Source organism: Fundidesulfovibrio agrisoli, assembly GCF_022808715.1.
Taxonomy (GTDB): Bacteria; Desulfobacterota; Desulfovibrionia; order Desulfovibrionales; family Desulfovibrionaceae; genus Fundidesulfovibrio; species Fundidesulfovibrio agrisoli.
Genome location: NZ_JAKZKX010000038.1, coordinates 1 through 16736 on the forward strand (window position 1 = coordinate 1; position 16736 = coordinate 16736).

Sequence of the window (16736 nt, forward strand, 5' to 3'; positions counted from 1 at the left end):
GTCCGCGCCGTTGAGTGGCGCGGACGGAGGCCCGTTTACTATGTACTTGGGTTTCCAAAGGGAGGAACTCCCTTTGGCCGCCGGAGGCTATTTCCGTTCGTTCAGCCCCGCTACTGCTGCGACTCCTCCGGGTTCTCGCCGTCGGGCTCCAGCCCTTCCTTGCCGCCGGTGGGCGCAACCAGCGTCATGCCGCGCACCCTGTTGAGCAGGATGCGCTCCGGCCCCACCTCGGGGTAGATCTCCCCCACCCGCAACGTGGTGATGACCGCCTTGCCGATGACCCTGCGGCCCTCGGAGCCGTTTGGCTCGATGGTGCGCATGCCCCAGACGTTGTGGAACACGATGGGGTGGCCCTTGTACTGCCCGATGTAGAGCAGGATGTGGCCTGGCATCCAGATCAGGGTGCTGAAGGGCACGCCGTTTTTCAGGATGGCCTGCTCCTTCTCCTGCGGGGACATGCCCTCCAGCGGGATGTACGTTCCGGTGCGGGCCTGGGCGGCGGAGTTGCGCGGCAGCCAGACCCCGAAGGGGGCCAGGGCGTCGCGGGTGGTGGCGGAACAGTCGCGCTTGCCGTCCAGGCCGCCCCAGCCGTAGGCCTGGCCCATCATCTGGTTCAGCGCCACGGCGATGTTGGCCGGTGTGGCCGCCAGGGGCATGAGCGCGGCCTCGCCCTGGGTGAGCCAGACGCTCGCGGTGGAGGCGCGGCCGCCAGCGCCGGGCGCTGGCACGGCAATCTTGAGGCGCACGCCGTCGGTCTCCTCAACGGGCAGCACCGCGCCGACCCCGGCGCTCACGCCGCCGGACAGGGGCACGTTCTCCCTGATGACCGTCGCGAAGGGGCGCGCGGTGTACTGGGCGATGAAGGCGTCGTCCACGAAGGCCAGATCCTGCATGCGCACCCAGCCGGGGGCGATGGCCGTCTCCACCAGGGCCCAAGCGCCGTCGCGGCTCACGTGGTCCACCAGCACCGGAGTGCCGATCCACAGCGCGGAGACCTGGAGCATGTCGAAGGGGTAGCCCTGGCCGGGGCGTCCCGGAGGGCCGAGGCGGTGGTCCAGGGTGGGGATGGCCCGCAGGTTGGTGTTGGCCACCGCGATGGCCGGGCGGCGCTGGGAGCCGAAATAGCGCATGTTGGCGTTCCAGGCGATGCGGTCGGACCAGGGGCGCAGGCGCATCTGGCCGGAATCGTCGTAGCCGGGGTTGCGCGAGTAGGCCGCAAGCGACTTGGTGGCGGACTTGCGCGCGTAGGCCGGGTTGGAGGCGCGCCAGGGGCCGAACAGGCGCTCAAGGTACACGCTGGAGCGCATCCTGGCCGCCTCGGCGGAGAGCAGGAGCTGGTCGGCCTTGGACTTGTCCAGGTAGGCGCCCGCGTCCTGGGGCAGCTCCTTGAGGTCGTCCAGGGGTTTGGCTGCGGCGCTTGCGCCCCATTTCGGCTTCGGCTCGAAGCTGACCCCGGATTCTTTGGGGCCGCAGGCCCCGGCCAGGACAGCCAGCGCCAGAAGCACGAGGGCCGAGGCGCGCACGATGAAACGGCTATGCATGGAAGGTCTTCTCCGGGGAGGCGTCCCCGCACCGGGAGTGCCCCCCAAAGCCTTCAGGGTCAAGGGTTTTGCTAAAAAAAGCGGCCGCCCCACCCGAGGCGGCCGCGTCATGCGTCATTCTGCGGGGATGAACCCGGCTATTCCTTGATGGCCACCACGCTGCGCAGGCGCTGGGCCAGCTCCGCCAGCCCGGCCAGGGCCTGGGCCGAAGCGTCCATGCCCCTGGCGGTGCTGGTGGACACGGCGTGCACGTCGTCCAGAGCCCTGCCGATGTGCTCGCTCACGGAGGACTGCTCCTCCGCGGCGGTGGCGATGGTCCGCACCTGCTCGGCCGTGAGGTGCACCAGCTCCACGATGCGCTTGAGCGAATCGCCGGAGAGTTCCGAAAGCGAGGTGGCCTGGTCCACGGTCTCCACGGCCTTCACGGTGACGCTCAGGTTGTTGCGCGTCTCGGTCTGGATGGCCCCGATGACCTCGGAGACCTCGCCCGTGGCGTGCACGGTCTTCTCGGCGAGCTTGCGCACCTCGTCGGCCACCACGGCGAAGCCGCGCCCGGCGTCGCCAGCGCGCGCGGCCTCGATGGCGGCGTTGAGCGCCAGCAGGTTGGTCTGGTCGGCGATGTCGTTGATGACGGTGAGGATGCGCCCGATGTCCTGCGCGCGCCTGCCCAGCCCGTCCATGTTGGAACGCAGCAGCTCGGTCTGGGCGCGCACGGAGTCGATGACCTCCCTGGCCTGGCGCACCACCTTCTCGCCCTGTTCGGCCGTCTCGCGGGTGGCTTCGGCCTGGGTGGAGGCCTCCTGCGCGCTGCGGGCCGCGTCCCTCGAGGCGGCGGTCATTTCGCCCATGGAGGCCAGGGTCTCCTCCACGCGGGTCTTCTGGACGTCCGCCCCCTGGGACACCTCCTCCACCTGGGAGGATATCTCCTCCAGGGAGCCCGAGATCTCCTCCGCCACGGCGGTGATCTCCGCGTTGACGTGGCGGAGCTGCTCCAGGTGATCCTCCAGGGCCTCCTCGCGCTCCACCATGCCGGTGACGTCCTGGGCCAGCTCGAGGTACCCGAGCAGGGTGCCGTGGTCGTCCGTGATGGTCTTGACGAAGGGGCGCAGCACCACCCGCTTGCCGCCTTTGGTGCATTCGATGCGCGCGGGCCCGTCACCACACTTGTTGTCGCGCTCCTTCCGGATGGGGCAGTCCGGCGTGTTGCAGGCCTTGGTATTGAAAATGTCGGAGCAGCCCATGCCCGCCAGGGCGCGCTGGTCGATGCCAGCGAAATCCGAGGTGGCCTTGTTGGCGAACTTGATGCGGTACTCCTCGTCCACCACGAAGAGGGGGTCGGGCACGGCGTCCAGCACGGAGCGGTTGATGGAGATGAGCTGCGAGACCTTGACCATGAGCTTGTTGAACCACATGGCCAGGCTGGCCATCTCGTCGCGGCTGTCCTCTGGGAGCCTGTCCGTGAGGTCGGCCTTGTCCTCGGTTATGTCGCGGATCTTGCCCACGATGCGGTCGATGGGCCGAGCCACGTAGCGCATGAAGGCGATGCTGGCGATGCCCGTGGGAACGATCAGCAGCAGGGCCAGCAGCCCCGCCAGGGTGTACTTGGCGGCGCTGATCGTGGCCGACTCGCTGGCCGTGTTGATTACGGCCACCATCACGCCGGTCTGCACGCCCTTGTAGTCCTTGATGGGGAACGCGCCCAGGGAGAGGTCCCCCTTGCGCTCCACCACCAGCTCCTTCTGGCCCCGCGTCAGCAGGTCGGCCGTCACGAGCTTCTCCAGCCCGGCGTCCTTGGCGCCGCTTACGCGCACGAATTTGCCGTCCAGCACGGGGTTTTTGGCCGGGTCGCGCAGGGCGGCCGTGATGTTCAGGAACTGGGCGTTCATGTACAGCAGCAGCTCCTGCCCCTCGGAAGCGGCGCCCTCCAGGATGGGGCCGAACTCAGCCAGCAGCTCCACGGAGCCGAGCTGCTTGCCTTGGGCGTTCTTCACGGGGGAGACGCCGCGGATGGCGAAGCCGCCCTCGCCCAGTTCGACGCCCATGACGGGCTTGCCGGTGGCGTTGACGTCCTTCACGGTGGGCCTGAAGGCCGAGATGTCGTCGGAGACGTCGAGCTTCTGGCCGTTGCGGGTGACCTGCTTGTCGCGCCAGAGGCGCACGAGGCTGCGGGCGTTGGGCAGGTGGTAGTGCAGCATGAGCTTGCGGCCGCCGAGCACCTCCGTGTAGCCCGCGGCCACGTCGGCCAGCTCCTTGCGGATGCGCTGCCGGGCGTTCTGGGCCGCGGGGTCGGCCTCGTCGCTTATGTTGCCGGAGAGGGCCTCGTCGTAGGCGGTGATGACGCTGGGGATGCGGCTGAACATGGCGGCCTGTTCAAGGGTCATGCGGGAGACGTTCTCAATGGCGTTCTCCACCTCGGCGGCCTTGCCCCCCACGATGCGCATCACGAACCGCTTTTCGAGGGTGCTGAGCGAGCTGTCCAGAGCCCACAGGCTGACCCCGCCCAGAATGACTACCACGGCTACGAACGGCAGAAACATCTTGCCCCGGATACCCATTATTCACCCCTGCAATGTATAGGAATTATCTATAAGTAACGTTATCGCCGGTCTCTTTAAAAATATACTTCGTGCTCCTGTCAACTTCATGTAACGCATTTGCCGCAAAATCGATCAAAAGATAAATTTCACAAAATGCGGACGTTTTGGCTCAACCGGGACCGCAGCCGCCCTCCAGGGCGTCGAATACTTCGAGTCCCCAACGGGAGAAGCCGCGCACGAGCACCGGGCCGAAGTCCGAGCCGCAGGCCACAAGCCTCCCCTTGCCGCCCGGGTCCATCTCGGCCCGCAGCGCGTTGCAGAACGACGAGGCCTCCGCCGGGCCGAAACTCCCCACGGAGCTGACGAAGAGCAGGTCGTCCCCGTTGTGCCTGAAGTCGAGGTATGCCGGGCCGTAGGCCACCAGGCAGGCCTCGACGCAGGCCCGCAGCCTGTTCTCGACCTCCCCGGCTTCCTCGAAGCTGAGCTCCCCGCCCAGGCGTATCTCCCCCACCAGCTCCCAGTCGCGTTCGTCCATACGTCCTCCGTAAGAATTGCCATGATTCCGGTTGTCTCCGGTCTTACACTGGTTTATGGAATGTATGAAGACCCTGAAAAGCGCGCGAAACCCGGCCGACGCCGCGTACGCGCCAGCCGGAGGAGACAAGCGCGCCTCGTTGCGTTATGAATGCCGCCCCACGAGCAGCCGCTCAAGGGCGGGACATGCCCCCCGGGCCAGGTCCATGGAACGAAGGATGGTTGCCTTATGCTCCACGCTCCCACCGAACCCACCCCTGAAGAGATACTTTCCCACATCTCGCTGCTGCTCGTGGAGGACGACGCGATAACCGCCGAGACCCTGGCGAGGTTCCTCTCCAGGCGCATGGCCACGGTGCTCAAGGCGCGCGACGGCGCCGAAGGCCTCAAATTGTTCCGCGAACACCGCCCCGACATCGTCATGGCGGACATCAACATGCCCGTGATGGACGGGCTCTCCATGGCGGCCATCATCAAGACCGAATCGCCGGACACCCCGGTGATCGCCGTGACCGCCCACACCGAGGACCACATGCTGCGCAAAGCCCTGGAGGTCGGCCTTGAGGGCTACGTCACCAAACCGCTGGAGACGGACACGCTCATCCCCGTGCTCTACCGCAACGCCCGCGTGGTGGCCCAGCGCAAGCGGGAGGACGTGCGCTCGCACATGTTCTCCTACCTGCTCGACATCAACCCGCACCTGATCGTCTCCTGCCAGGACGGACGGCTGGACTACGCCAACCTGACCTTCCTGCAGTACATGGGGCACGACTCCCTGGAGTCCCTGCTGGCGGGCAGGCCAGGGGCCATGCGCGACATCTTCGTGGCCGGGGCCCGCTACCCGGTCACCGATTTCGCCGCCTGGATGGGCAGGCTGCGCGACCCCGACCTCACGGACCGCACCGCGTGCTTCTCCGCCTCCGGGGGCGAGTGCTTCTACGAGAACACCTTCTGGGTGTCGTCGCGCTCCTTCCCGGAGCTCGGGCGAGACATCGTCACCTTCACCGACATCACCCCCCTGGAGCGGGAGCGCGTCCAACTGCTGTACCGGGCCACCACGGACAGCCTCACCGGCGTGAGCAACCGCTACAAGCTCACGGAATACATCAACGCCGAGCACACCCGCTTCAAGCGCTACGGCATGCCGCTCAGCCTCATCATGGTGGACATCGACCACTTCAAGGAAATCAACGACACCCACGGCCACTCCGTGGGCGACGACGTGCTCGTGGAGTTGGCCGGGCTCATGCTGCGCGACATCCGCGACACCGACTCCCTGGGCCGCTGGGGCGGAGAGGAGTTCCTGATCGTCACGCCCATCACCGGGCTGGAGGACGCCGTGGAGTTCGCCGAACGCATGCGCGCCAACATCGAACGCAAGGAATTCCCCGTGGCCGGCCGCGTGACATGCAGCTTCGGCGTGGTGGAACTGGGCAAGGACGAGTCCGTGCAGGAGCTGCTGCAGCGCGTGGACGCCGCCCTCTACAAGGCCAAGAACAACGGCCGCAACCGCGTGGAGACCATCTAATGGGCAACCGTCCCGGCAAGAAGGGCCGCAAGCAGGGCCAGCCGGCCATCGACCAGACGGAGGTGCTGCGCCTGTTCAGGCGCAACGGCACCCCCATGACCCTCAAGGACGTGCTCGCGGGGCTCGGAGCCCCCAAGCTGCACAAGGCCCAGGTGCAACACCTGCTGGAGAAGCTCACCGGCGAAGGGAAGCTCATCCGCCTGCAAGGCGCCTGGGGCCTGGCCGGAAACATGCGCCTGGTGACGGGCAGGCTGGAGGTGCAGCGCTCCGGCGTGGGCTACCTCATCTGCGACGACAAGCGCCGCAAGGACGTGTTCATCAACCCGCGCGACTTCGGCGAGGCCTGGCACGGCGACCGCGTGGCCGCCGCCCTCACCCGCCAGCGCGGCGACAAGTCCGAAGGGCGCATCGTGCGCATCCTGGAGCGGCCCGCCGCCGTGCTGCCCTGCCGCGTGGAGCGCCCCCTGCGCGGGGGCCTGCTGCTGTGCAAGCCCACGGACCCGCGCCACACCCACGCCATGCTGCTGGAGCCGGAGGAAGGCCCCGGCGCGCCCAAACCCGGCGACGTGCTGACCCTCAAGGCCGGGGATCAGATCGACCACCAGCTCTACTCCGGCGAGGTGGTCGAGAACCTGGGCAGCGAGAGCGACATCGCCGTGCAGGAGCGGCTGGTGAAGCTCAACCACGGCGTGCCCGGCCCCTTCCCCAATGCCTGCCTGGAGCAGGCCGCCACCCTGCCCCCCGCCCCGGGCGAGGCCGACTTCCAGGGCCGGCGGGACATGCGCGCCATGGGCTTCGTGACCATCGACGGCGAGAAGGCCCGCGACTTCGACGACGCCATCCTGGTGGAGCGCGACGGCAAGGGCTACCGCCTCTACGTGGCCATCGCGGACGTGGCCCACTACGTGCCGCAGGATTCCCCCCTGGACCGCGAGGCCCAGGAGCGCGGCAACTCCTACTACTTCCCGCAGTCGGTGGAGCCCATGTTCCCCGAGGCCCTGTCCAACGGGCTGTGCAGCCTGAACCCGGCCGTGCCCCGCCTGGCCATGGTGGTGGAGACCGACTTCCGAGCGGACGGCCAGCACGGCGAGAGCCGCTTCTACCCGGCGGTGATCGAGAGCCACGCCCGCCTGACCTACACCCAGGTGAACCGCGCCCTGCTGGACAAGGACGAGGCCGTGCGCGCCGAGATCGCGCCCGTGCTGCCCATGCTGGAGACGGCCGAGACGCTGGCCCGGGCCATCAACCGCCTGCGCGCCGAGCGCGGCAGCCTGGACTTCGACCTGCCCGAGCCGGAGATACTCTTCAACCTGCAGGGCGAGGCCGTGGGCATCCGCCCCCGCGAGCGCCAGTTCGGCAACCAGATCATCGAGGAGTTCATGATCGCGGCCAACGAGGCCGTGGCCCGCTTCCTTACCGAGCATGGCGCGCCCGTGCCCTACCGCGTGCACCCCGAGCCGGACCCGGACAAGCTCCAGACCCTGTTCACCATCCTGCAGCGATCCGACATCACCCTGGTGCTGCCCAAGCAACCCACGCCCAAGGGCCTGCAGGACCTGCTGCGCCAGGCCCACGGCACCGAGATGGAGTTCCTGGCCAGCAGGCTCATGCTGCGCGCCATGATGCAGGCCCGCTACAGCATCGCCAACATGGGCCATTACGGCCTGGCCTCGGAGTGCTACTGCCACTTCACCTCGCCCATCAGGCGCTACGCCGACCTGATGGTCCACCGGGGGCTCAAGGCCGTGCTGGAGGGCCGCCAGCCGCCGCTCAAAGCCGGCAAGATGCAGGCCGCCTGCGAGCACATCAGCCAGCGCGAGCGCGTGGCCATGGACGCCGAGCGCGAGATACTCAAGCGCGCCACCGTGCTCTTCCTGCGCGACAAGGTGGGCGGCGTGTTCGACGGCGTGGTCTCCTCCCTGTCCGACTTCGGCTTCTGGGTGGAGCTCACGGAGCTGATGGCCGAGGGCCTGGTGCGGCTTTCCACACTCACGGACGACTACTACGCCCTGTTCCCCGAGCGGCAGGAGCTGCTGGGCCAGCACACGGGACGCCGCTTCCGCCTGGGCCAGCACGTGCGGGTGGAGCTGACCGACGTGGAACTGGGCCGCCTGGAGGTGAACCTCAGGCTGGCCGACGGCGAGAACGGCGAACGGGGCGGACGCCCCGGCCTGCCGCGCAGGCAGGCGGCCAAGGCGGTGAAGGCCGGAAGGTCCGCCAGACAGGCGAAAGAGGCCAAGGCGGGCGGCAAGCGCCAGGATAAATCAGGGAAGCCGCGCAGGCCCAAGCGCTGAGGCCCTGTGGGGGCGTTGAACCCGCGGCCGCTGTTTCCAACCGGAAGACGTGGACGGATCGCGGCCGGGCCTGCTCCGGCATGACTCAGGAGGCCTCCCCCTGGACCGTCCGCCGGGCGCCCGGTTCAAAACAAAAAAACGCCCGCAGGCTTTGTGCCTGCGGGCGTTTCGTTTCGCTGTCCGATGCGCTCCGGGGAGCTAGTCCTTCTCGGCGGCGTTGATGATGAGCTGCTTCACGCTGCCCGGGTCGAACTGGTAGCGGGCCGTCTTGACCCAGTAGTACTTGCCGTCGATGAACTTGATGGTCCAGAAGTCGAAGTCGTAGTCCTCGCGGCGGTCGCCGTTCTCGTTCACGGCCATCCAGCCCGTGGTGCCGTAGAAGTGTTCCGCCGTGGGGGCCACGGCCTTCTTCAGGGCCGGGAAGTCGTCCCCGGCGTTGAGCCCCATGGAGGTGCACAGCCACACGATGTCGTAGGCGACCAGGGCCTGGGTGTCCACGAAGGCGTTCACCTTGTCCTCGACGCGCTTTTCCAGCTCGCTGTAGAGGGCGGTGCCCGACTCGCCCAGGCGGGCGAAGGCCACGCGCACCTTGGCCGCGAACTTGGCCACGTCCTGGTCCTGGATGATGGCCCCGCGCAGGGCGGCGCTGTCGCTGCCGTACCAGTGGGCCTGGTCCAGCCCGGGCACCTTGGCGGCCTCCCGCAGGATGGAGGCGGTGTGCGTGCCGTTGGCGGCCACCACAATGGCCAGCTTTTTGATATCCTTGACGTTCTTGTCTATCTGGGCCTTCAGGTCGGCCACGTAGCTGGCCAGGCTGCTGGTCACCTCGGGCCGGAAGCGGGTTCCGGGGATGATCTGGCCGCCCTGGTTGGCGAACTGGCCCTTGATGTGGGTGACCACCTCGTCGCCGTAGATGTCGCCTTCCCAGATGCTGATGAGCTGCGTGCAGCCCTCCTGGCTGGCCAGCACGGCGATGGCCTCGGCCTGGTAGGCGTCGGTGGGCACGAAACGGAACAGGTTGTCGCCGGGCCTGGCCAAATAGGGGCCGGCGCTGCCCATGGAGAGCAGCAGGATGCCGTTCTTTGTGGCGAAATCGAGCAGGGCGTCAGCCTCATTGTCGGAATAGGGGCCCACGACCATGCGGATGCCCGCCACGGAGAGCGCCTTGAGGCGCTCCAGGGCGGTGGCCGGGCTGGAGGCGGTGTCCTCGATCTGGACGCTCACCCGGTCGGTGGAGCCCATCTCGGCAAGGTAGGCGTTGACGTCGGAGACGGCCAGTTCGATGGCGGCCTTGCTGGCCTGCCCCTGGGCGGCCTGCGCGCCGCTGAGCGGCAGCAGGGCGCCGATGGAGACCTTGCTGTCCTTGCCTTTGGGGCGGACGGGCATGGCGCTCATCTTGTCGGGGCGGATCGCCGCCGAACCCGCAGTGGCGGGAGCCGCCTTGGCGCCCTTGCCGGGCTTGGCGGCCGGTGCCTGCGCCGGAGCGGCTTCCATCGCATCGCCGGCGGGCTGGGCGGGAGCGGCCTGCGCGGCCGCCGTCTTGGAAGTCTTGGCGGCCGGCCGGGCCGGAGCGGCGGGGGCGGCCGGGGCGGGAGTGGCAGCCGGAGCCTGGTCCGCTGCGGCGACGGGTGCGGCGGCGGGCGCGGCGGCGGGCGCGGCGGCGGGCGCGGCGGCGGGCGCGGCGGTCTGCTCCAGGGGGACGACCTCGCCCGGCTTGGGCAGGGCCCTGGGCGGCGTCTTGGCCCGTTTGGGGGCTCCGGTCGTGGCGGGGGCGGCCTCGGGCTGATCCGAGGGGGAAGTCTGGGCCATGGCCGCCACGCAGGGCAGCAGCATCAGGGCCAGGAGCATGAAGAGGGGTTTGGCAATCTTTCCCGCCGAAAACATCTAGTCGCCTCCGTCTGTTGCGTAAACGCGGGTGCCGAGGAAATCGAGCACCACGAAATAAAGGTCCGCCGGACAGACCTTCTCATCCACTTCGGCCAAATGGGGCAGTTCGGACTCGGAGGCGATGCTCAGCGCCTCGAAGAGGGCAGCCTCGTTGCCGGGCCCGAACAGACCCTCCACGAGACGAACCAACTCCACGAGGTCCTGCGGAGCATCGTCGTCAAGGCGGACGCCCGCGCCTTCTCCGAGGGTCACGGAGAAGTGATCCAGGTAGTCCGCCGCCAAATCCTGCATACCGCAAGCCCCCTCAATGAGTATAATCCGGAGCGTCGAAAAAGGGAACGCCAAAAGGACGCCCCCCGTCTATTTGCCGATGCAGAAACCGTCGAAAATGGCGTTGAGCACGTCGCCGGGGGCGATCTCGCCCGTTATCTCCGCCAGCCGGGAGCAGGCCCCCTCCAGGCGCACGCCCAGCAGGTCCGGCGGCACCCCGGCGCGGGTGTCCTGCGCCAGGGCCTCCAGTTCCAGGGCGGCCAGGGCCAGCAGGGCGTTCTCCCTGTCGTTGGGCACGGGCACGCCCGCGTCCGCCTGGGGGCCGTGCTCCAGCAGGCGGCGGCGCAGGGCGGCGCAAAGCGCTTCAAGGCCCTGGCCGGTGCGCGCGGAAACCTCTAGCACTTCAAGCCCCGCTTCCGCCAGGAGCAATCGCGGGTCTCCCCCGCTCCCGCCCCCGCTCCCGCCCCCGCTTCCGCCCCAGCTTCCGGCGGAGGCCGCAAACGGCAGGTCGGCCTTGTTGACCACGCCCAGCACGCGCGCCGGGTCCAGGCTGACGGGACCGCACTCGCACTGCAGCGCGGCCGGGTCGAAGGGCCGGGAGCCGTCCAGCACCAGGAGCACCAGGGAGCTGCCCTCCATGAGCCGCACGCACCGGGCGATGCCCTCGCGCTCCACGGGGTCCGCCGCCGTGTCCTGGGCCTCGCGCAGGCCGGCGGTGTCGATCAGGCGCAGGGGCAGGCCGTCCAGGTCGATCTGCTCCTCGAGGAAATCCCTGGTGGTGCCGGGCGCGTCGCAGACGATGGCCCGCTCGCGCCCCACCAGGGCGTTGAGCAGGCTGGACTTGCCCGCGTTCACCGGCCCGGCCAGCACCACGGTCTCGCCTTCGCGCAGCGGCCTGGAGCGGGCGTGGGCCGCGCGCATCAGTTGGATGGCCCCGCCGACCTCCGCCAGCACGGCCAGGAAATCGGGCTCGTCCAGGCATTCGCCCTCGTCGTCGGGGAAATCCACGGCCAGGCAGATGCGTTGGCGCAGCGACTCCAGCCGGGCGCGCAGTTCGGACACCCGGCGGCCCATAAGGCCCTCCAGGCGGGAGAGGGCCAGGTGCGCCCCGGCCGTGGTGCGCGCGGCGACGAGCTCGGCCACGGCCTGGGCCTGGGAGAGGTCCATGCGCCCGGCCAGGAAGGCCCGCCGCGTGAACTCCCCGCGCTGTGCGTGGCGCGCGCCCAGGGCCACGGCGGCGTTCACCGCCGCCTGCAGGATGGCCGGGGAGCCGTGGCAGTGGAACTCCAGCACGTCCTCCCCGGTGTAGGAGCCAGGGCCGGGCATGAGGGCGGCAAGCACGTCGTCCAGGGGCAGGCCGCGCTCGTCCAGCAGCGTGCCGTGGTGCAGGCGGTAGGGCTTGAACCCGGTGAACCCCGGTTTGGAGGAGCGGAACATGGCCCCGCCGATGCGCCGGGCCTCGGGGCCGCTCAGGCGCACGATGCCCACGCCGCCGCGACCCGGCGCGGTGACCACGGCGGCGATGGTGCCCTTTGGTGAACTGGCGGCGGGCGTCAAATCCGGCCCCCTGCGATACAAGGGCCTTTGTGGCATGCGAGAGTGATCTTCATGGTTTGAAAAGTGGCTGGCTCGGCCCTATTTGCTGGTGTGCTCGAACACGCAGACCCAGTCAGGGCCGGGGGGGTTGGCGATATAGTTGCGGCAGCGCTCGGCGTAGAGGCCGTAGAGGTCTCCGCCCGGAGCGCGGCCGAGGGCCTCGAAGATTTCCAGGGCTTCCCGGAAGCACCCCTCCCGGTAGCGCGAGAGTCCGTGCGCCCAGCGCTCCAGCTCGTCCCTCAGCTCACCCTCCAGCGCCCCGTCGCGCAGGGTGTGGATGGTCACGGGCTCGTGCTTGCCCTTGACCAGCACGCGGTCCACCTCCTGCCAGGTGAAGCCCTCGCCGGCCGCGTCGCGCATGGCCTGCGTGACCAGCAGGCGCTGGTGGTAGAACTTGGTCAGCCCCTCCAGGCGGGAGCAGAGGTTCACGTTGTCGCCGATGATGGTGTAGTCGAACAGGTCCTCGGAGCCGAAGTTGCCCACGCGCACCGAGCCCAGGTGCAGGCCGATGCCGATGCTGATCTCGAAGCCGTAGCGGGCCTTGAAGCCCTGGTTGAGGCGGTCCAGTTCGCGCAGCATGTCCAGCGCGGTGAGCACCGCCTCGCGGGGATGGCCGGGCACGTCCAGGGGGGCGTTCCAGAAGGCCATCACCGCGTCGCCGATGAACTTGTCCAGGGTGCCGGAGTGCTCGGTGACCAGCCGGGTCATGGGGGTGAGGTACTCGTGCAGCAGGGCCACCACCTGCGTGGGGGAGAGCTTCTCCGAGATGGTGGTGAAGCCGCGCACGTCGGAGAAGAGCACGCTCACCTCCTTCTCCTCGCCGGTGAGGGTGAGCTTGTCGGGCTCGGCCACGATCTGGTCCACCACCGCGGGCGACAGATAGTGGCCGAATGCGGACTGGATGAAGCGCTTCTGGCGTTCCTCCAGCAGGAACTTGAGGAAGGTGAGCAGCGTGAAGTTGACCGCCAGGGCCATGAGCGGGGCCAGGGGCGAGAGGTGGAAATCCATGGCGTTCATGGACCAGGCCGACACCCACCACATGCCCGCGCCCGCCAGCAGGGCCGACGCGCCCACCCACAGGGAGCGCGTGAACATCATCTGCACGGTGACCCACAAGCCGAATAGGCCCGTGAGCAGAAGCTCGATGTACCAGCCGTCGATGGGGTGGCGCAGGAAGCGGTCCGTGAGCACCATCTCGGCCACGGTGGCGTGGGCCTCCACGCCGGGGCAGCTCTGGTCCAGAGGGGTGGCCCGCACGTCCTGCAGGCCCCTTGCCGAGGTGCCCACGAACACGATCTTCCCGGCCAGGGCCTCCTGGGGCACGCGGCCCTGCATCACGTCCGCGGCGGAGATGTAGGGGAAGGTGCGCGCGGGGCCGCGATAGTCAAGCAGCACCCTGCCGTGGCGGTCCAGCGGGATGGAGCGCATGCCCATCTCGCCCAGGTCCAGGCGCAGGGACATGTCCTGCCCGCCGTAGGGGTTCTGCTCCACGAAGAGCACCGCGCCCTTGTCCCCGAAGGCGCGCATGAGCGTGGCCGCGGCCAGGCTCGGGTAGGGCGCGCCCTTGTAGCCGATGGTCAGGGGCACCCAGCGCACGATGTTGTCATGGTCGGGGAAGGAGTTGAAGAACCCTGCCCAGCGCCCCGAGGCCGTGAGCTCCGGCAGGGGGCAGACCGCACCCTCGGCCTGGGATATCTGCAGGGGCCTGTCCGCCGCGCCCGGCGCGCGGCGCACCGTCAGGCGGGGGGGCGGCAGCTGGCACCCCTCGCGGGCGGCGGCGCTGTCCTGCCTGTCGAAGGTGAAGAAATAGCCCAGCACGAAGGGGCCGCCCGCCAGGTTGTCGGCCAGCAGCTTGTCGTTGTCGCGCAGGCCCTCGGGCAGGCCGGTGAAGCCCATGTCCACGCCGAGCGCCCCCAACTGGCGGCGGATGCGCTCGGGGGAGGTCTGGTCCGGCTCGGAGAAGACCATGTCCATGCCCACGGCTGATACGCCGTACTGCTTGAGCCTGCCCAGCAGCAGCGCGGTCTGGTAGCGCGGCCAGGGCCACTGGCCCACCTCGGCCAGGGTCTTCTCGTCGATGTCCACCACGGCCACCCGGCCCGAAAGCGGCGGTTTGGGCCGCTGGCGCAGGAGCACGTCGTAGACCTTGTAATCCAGGAAGGCCAGCCAGCCCGGCTGGCTCCAGTGCACGAAGCACATCCCCGCCGTCACGGCCAGCCCGGGCAGGAACAGGGCCAGCCAGAGCCGGACGTCGCGCAGGCGCGCCCAAAAACCAGTTTCGGCGCCTGTTTTGTGGTTTCGAGACACTTTTCACTCTCCGCGAAATCGGATATGGCCGCGATATGGCGGGCGTCTCCGGTGCCGTGAGCCCAACCCGCCTGAAACGGGACCAAACAGTGAACGCACAGCCCGGAACTCCGGGGCCGATGGCCCGGATACTCTCATGCCTGGACCCGCAGAGCAAACGGCTCCTGCTCGGCGGGGCGCTGGGCTACGCCCTGTGCCTGTGGGTGGCGCTGTGCATGGGGCCGCGCTGGCCCGAGCTGACCCCGCCCCCCAGGCCCGACACCCTGGACATGGCCGGACCCATGCTCAACCCGGCGGTGGCCCGCAAGCTCGTGCAGGGTCTGCTTCAGGACGACAGGCCCATCCCCGGCGAGGTCCGCGTGCGCATCGTGTACAACGCCGTGCGCCGCAGCATCGACATGGACGCCCTGCACCCCGACGACCCGGCGGCCTGGCCCCAGCGCGCGGCCCTGACCCTGTGGGGCAAGTCCAACGCGGTGCGCAAGGGAACCCCCACATACACCATGGCCTGCCTGATGCCCATGCCGGGGCCGGGGTCGAGGCTCTCCCACCAGGCGCCGCCCGGGCTGCTGGCGGCCCGCTTCGAGTCGGGGGATGACGGCGCGGCCAGCGTGGGGCACACCCCCAGGGCGGGCACCAGCTACGGCACCTTCCAGATCGCCTCGGGCACGCCAACCTACGCCAATTTCCTGCGCTACCTCAAGGAGCGCGCCCCGGACCTTTACGACCGCCTCCAGAGCCAGGGTCCGGCCAACACCGGCTCCAAGTCCGGCCCGGTGGCCGAGGAGTGGCGGCGCATCGCCGACGAGAACCGCCGCCGCTTCGAGAGCCTGCAGTACGAGTTCATCCTGACCAGCCACTACCGCCCCGCCGTGAAGGAAATCTTCGCGCTCACCGGGGTGGACGTCTCCGCACTGTCGCCCGCCACCCGGGAGGTGCTCTGGAGCGCGGCCGTGCAGCACGGCGTGGGCGGCGCGGCGGCCATCTTCGCCTGCGCCATCGACGCCGTGAAGCCGCGCATCGTGGAGGAGCGCAAGGTGCACCTGTTCGAGGCCGCGCTCATCGAGGAAGTCTACCGCCAGCGCCTGGCGCTCAAGGGCCACAGCCCGCTTCTGGCCAAGGACGCCATGCTCAACCGCTACATCCGCGAGAAATCCCAGGCCCTGGGCCTGCTGGACCGTCACTATTCCGGAACTTAGCAGCCTGTTGAAAAATTCCCGCTGGCTGCGTTGCCTCGAAAAAGTCAAACCCTCGCGTATGCCAAATACGCTTCGGCCTTGACTTTTTCGTGCGCCTTGCCAGCGAGCTTTTTGAACAGGCTGCAAGAATCGGCTTTTGCTACAGGCTGTTAGGCCCGCTCCAGGTATTCCGGGCCGGGCATGAAGGCCTTGAGCCTGGGGTCCGCGCCTTCCAGGGCTTCGCGGGCGCTGCCCGTGAACACGATGCGCCCCTCGTCCAGCATGGCCACCCTGTCCGCGATGTGGAACACGTCGGGGATGTCGTGGCTGACCATCACCGCCGTGAAACCGAAGGCCTTGCGCGAATCGTCTATCAGCTTGAACACGCCCCATTTGCGCATGGGGTCGAGCCCGGTGGTGGGCTCGTCGAACAGCACGATGCGCGGCTCCGTGACCAGGGCCCGGGCCAGGGCCACGCGCTTCTGCATGCCGCCGGAGAGCTGCGAGGGGAAGTTCTCCCCCGTGCCCTTGAGCTCCAGCTGCTCCATCTTCAGGTTCACCCGCTTGGCCACCTCGGGCTCGGGCAGGCGCAGCTTCTCGCGCAGGGGCAGGGCGATGTTGTCGAACACCGTGAGGGAGTCGAACAGGGCCATGGCCTGGAACATGTAGGACATGACGCCCTTGAGCCCGCCAAGCTCCGCCCTGCTCATGGAGCCCAGGGCCCTGCCCTCGAACCAGACGTCGCCGGAGTCGGGGCGCAAGAGGCCGATGATGTGCTTGAGCAGCACGCTCTTGCCTTCGCCGCTCTTGCCGATGATGACGGTGAGGCCGCCGGCCGGGATGTCCAGGTCCACGCCGCGCAGCACGCGGCGGCCCCGGAAGGATTTGGTGAGGTTCTTGATCTCGATGAGCGGTGTGGACACGGGTTCGCCTCCGGCCTGGGTTCTTACCCCAGCGCTTTCAAATTGCAAGAAGGCTGGCGAAGGGTTTCCCGGCGTCTCTGGTCCGGCCGGGGCCTCCGGCGCGGCGGGCGACCCGCTGTATTTGAAGAACATCGGGCCGCC

General features: G+C 68.7%; 11 protein-coding genes. 3 read left to right on the plus strand and 8 right to left on the minus strand.

Features of this window, described 5'->3' with window-relative positions; translation table 11 throughout:
• Nucleotides 1-110: 110 nt before the first annotated feature.
• The 3 genes from MLE27_RS17295 to MLE27_RS17305 all read right to left on the minus strand — a co-directional run bounded on the left by MLE27_RS17295 (nucleotide 111) and on the right by MLE27_RS17305 (nucleotide 4613).
• On the minus strand, nucleotides 111-1541 hold the full coding sequence (locus tag MLE27_RS17295) for an SH3 domain-containing C40 family peptidase (protein ID WP_243313811.1): 1431 nt from the start codon (nucleotides 1539-1541) through the stop codon (nucleotides 111-113).
• 137 nt (nucleotides 1542-1678) lie between these two features.
• Entirely contained in the window at nucleotides 1679-4078 is a 2400-nt protein-coding gene (locus MLE27_RS17300) for a methyl-accepting chemotaxis protein (RefSeq protein ID WP_243313813.1), read from the minus strand.
• Between the two features lie 169 nt (nucleotides 4079-4247).
• Nucleotides 4248-4613 carry a hypothetical protein gene (locus MLE27_RS17305; RefSeq protein ID WP_243313816.1) on the minus strand — a complete coding sequence of 122 codons (366 nt, stop codon included), beginning with the start codon at nucleotides 4611-4613 and terminating at the stop codon, nucleotides 4248-4250.
• A gap of 228 nt (nucleotides 4614-4841) precedes the next feature.
• On the opposite strand from MLE27_RS17305, the gene MLE27_RS17310 reads away from it, so the two are divergent.
• On the plus strand, nucleotides 4842-6140 hold the full coding sequence (locus tag MLE27_RS17310; protein ID WP_243313818.1) for a GGDEF domain-containing response regulator: 1299 nt from the start codon (nucleotides 4842-4844) through the stop codon (nucleotides 6138-6140).
• Nucleotides 6140-8434, plus strand: coding sequence for a ribonuclease R (rnr, locus tag MLE27_RS17315; protein WP_243313820.1), 2295 nt, complete (start codon nucleotides 6140-6142; stop codon nucleotides 8432-8434). Before MLE27_RS17310 ends, rnr begins: the two co-directional genes overlap by 1 nt.
• A 198-nt stretch (nucleotides 8435-8632) precedes the next feature.
• On the opposite strand, the gene MLE27_RS17320 is transcribed toward rnr, so the two are convergent.
• The 4 genes from MLE27_RS17320 to MLE27_RS17340 all read right to left on the minus strand — a co-directional run bounded on the left by MLE27_RS17320 (nucleotide 8633) and on the right by MLE27_RS17340 (nucleotide 14494).
• The gene (locus MLE27_RS17320) at nucleotides 8633-10318 is read right to left on the minus strand and encodes an ABC transporter substrate-binding protein (RefSeq protein WP_279355916.1); all 1686 of its coding nucleotides are present in this window, start codon (nucleotides 10316-10318) and stop codon (nucleotides 8633-8635) included.
• Entirely contained in the window at nucleotides 10319-10612 is a 294-nt protein-coding gene (locus MLE27_RS17330; RefSeq protein WP_243313821.1) for a hypothetical protein, read from the minus strand.
• Between the two features lie 69 nt (nucleotides 10613-10681).
• Nucleotides 10682-12148, minus strand: coding sequence for a tRNA uridine-5-carboxymethylaminomethyl(34) synthesis GTPase MnmE (mnmE, locus tag MLE27_RS17335; protein WP_243313823.1), 1467 nt, complete (start codon nucleotides 12146-12148; stop codon nucleotides 10682-10684).
• Between the two features lie 78 nt (nucleotides 12149-12226).
• Nucleotides 12227-14494, minus strand: a complete 2268-nt coding sequence (locus MLE27_RS17340; protein WP_243313824.1) for a CHASE2 domain-containing protein — start codon at nucleotides 14492-14494, stop codon at nucleotides 12227-12229.
• Between the two features lie 119 nt (nucleotides 14495-14613).
• Between MLE27_RS17340 and MLE27_RS17345 the strand changes: the two genes are divergently transcribed.
• Entirely contained in the window at nucleotides 14614-15693 is a 1080-nt protein-coding gene (locus MLE27_RS17345) for a VgrG-related protein (protein WP_243313826.1), read from the plus strand.
• Between the two features lie 149 nt (nucleotides 15694-15842).
• On the opposite strand, the gene MLE27_RS17350 is transcribed toward MLE27_RS17345, so the two are convergent.
• Nucleotides 15843-16595, minus strand: coding sequence for an ABC transporter ATP-binding protein (locus tag MLE27_RS17350; RefSeq protein ID WP_243313828.1), 753 nt, complete (start codon nucleotides 16593-16595; stop codon nucleotides 15843-15845).
• Nucleotides 16596-16736 lie beyond the last annotated feature (141 nt).

Excerpts from the sequence above, each read along its gene's own strand:
- MLE27_RS17295 (WP_243313811.1), bottom strand. The coding sequence starts at position 1,541 with ATGCATAGCCGTTTCATCGTGCGCGCCTCGGCCCTCGTGCTTCTGGCG.
- MLE27_RS17300 (WP_243313813.1), bottom strand. The coding sequence starts at position 4,078 with ATGTTTCTGCCGTTCGTAGCCGTGGTAGTCATTCTGGGCGGGGTCAGC.
- MLE27_RS17305 (WP_243313816.1), bottom strand. The coding sequence starts at position 4,613 with ATGGACGAACGCGACTGGGAGCTGGTGGGGGAGATACGCCTGGGCGGG.
- MLE27_RS17310 (WP_243313818.1), top strand. The coding sequence starts at position 4,842 with ATGCTCCACGCTCCCACCGAACCCACCCCTGAAGAGATACTTTCCCAC.
- rnr (WP_243313820.1), top strand. The coding sequence starts at position 6,140 with ATGGGCAACCGTCCCGGCAAGAAGGGCCGCAAGCAGGGCCAGCCGGCC.
- MLE27_RS17320 (WP_279355916.1), bottom strand. The coding sequence starts at position 10,318 with ATGTTTTCGGCGGGAAAGATTGCCAAACCCCTCTTCATGCTCCTGGCC.
- MLE27_RS17330 (WP_243313821.1), bottom strand. The coding sequence starts at position 10,612 with ATGCAGGATTTGGCGGCGGACTACCTGGATCACTTCTCCGTGACCCTC.
- MLE27_RS17345 (WP_243313826.1), top strand. The coding sequence starts at position 14,614 with ATGGCCCGGATACTCTCATGCCTGGACCCGCAGAGCAAACGGCTCCTG.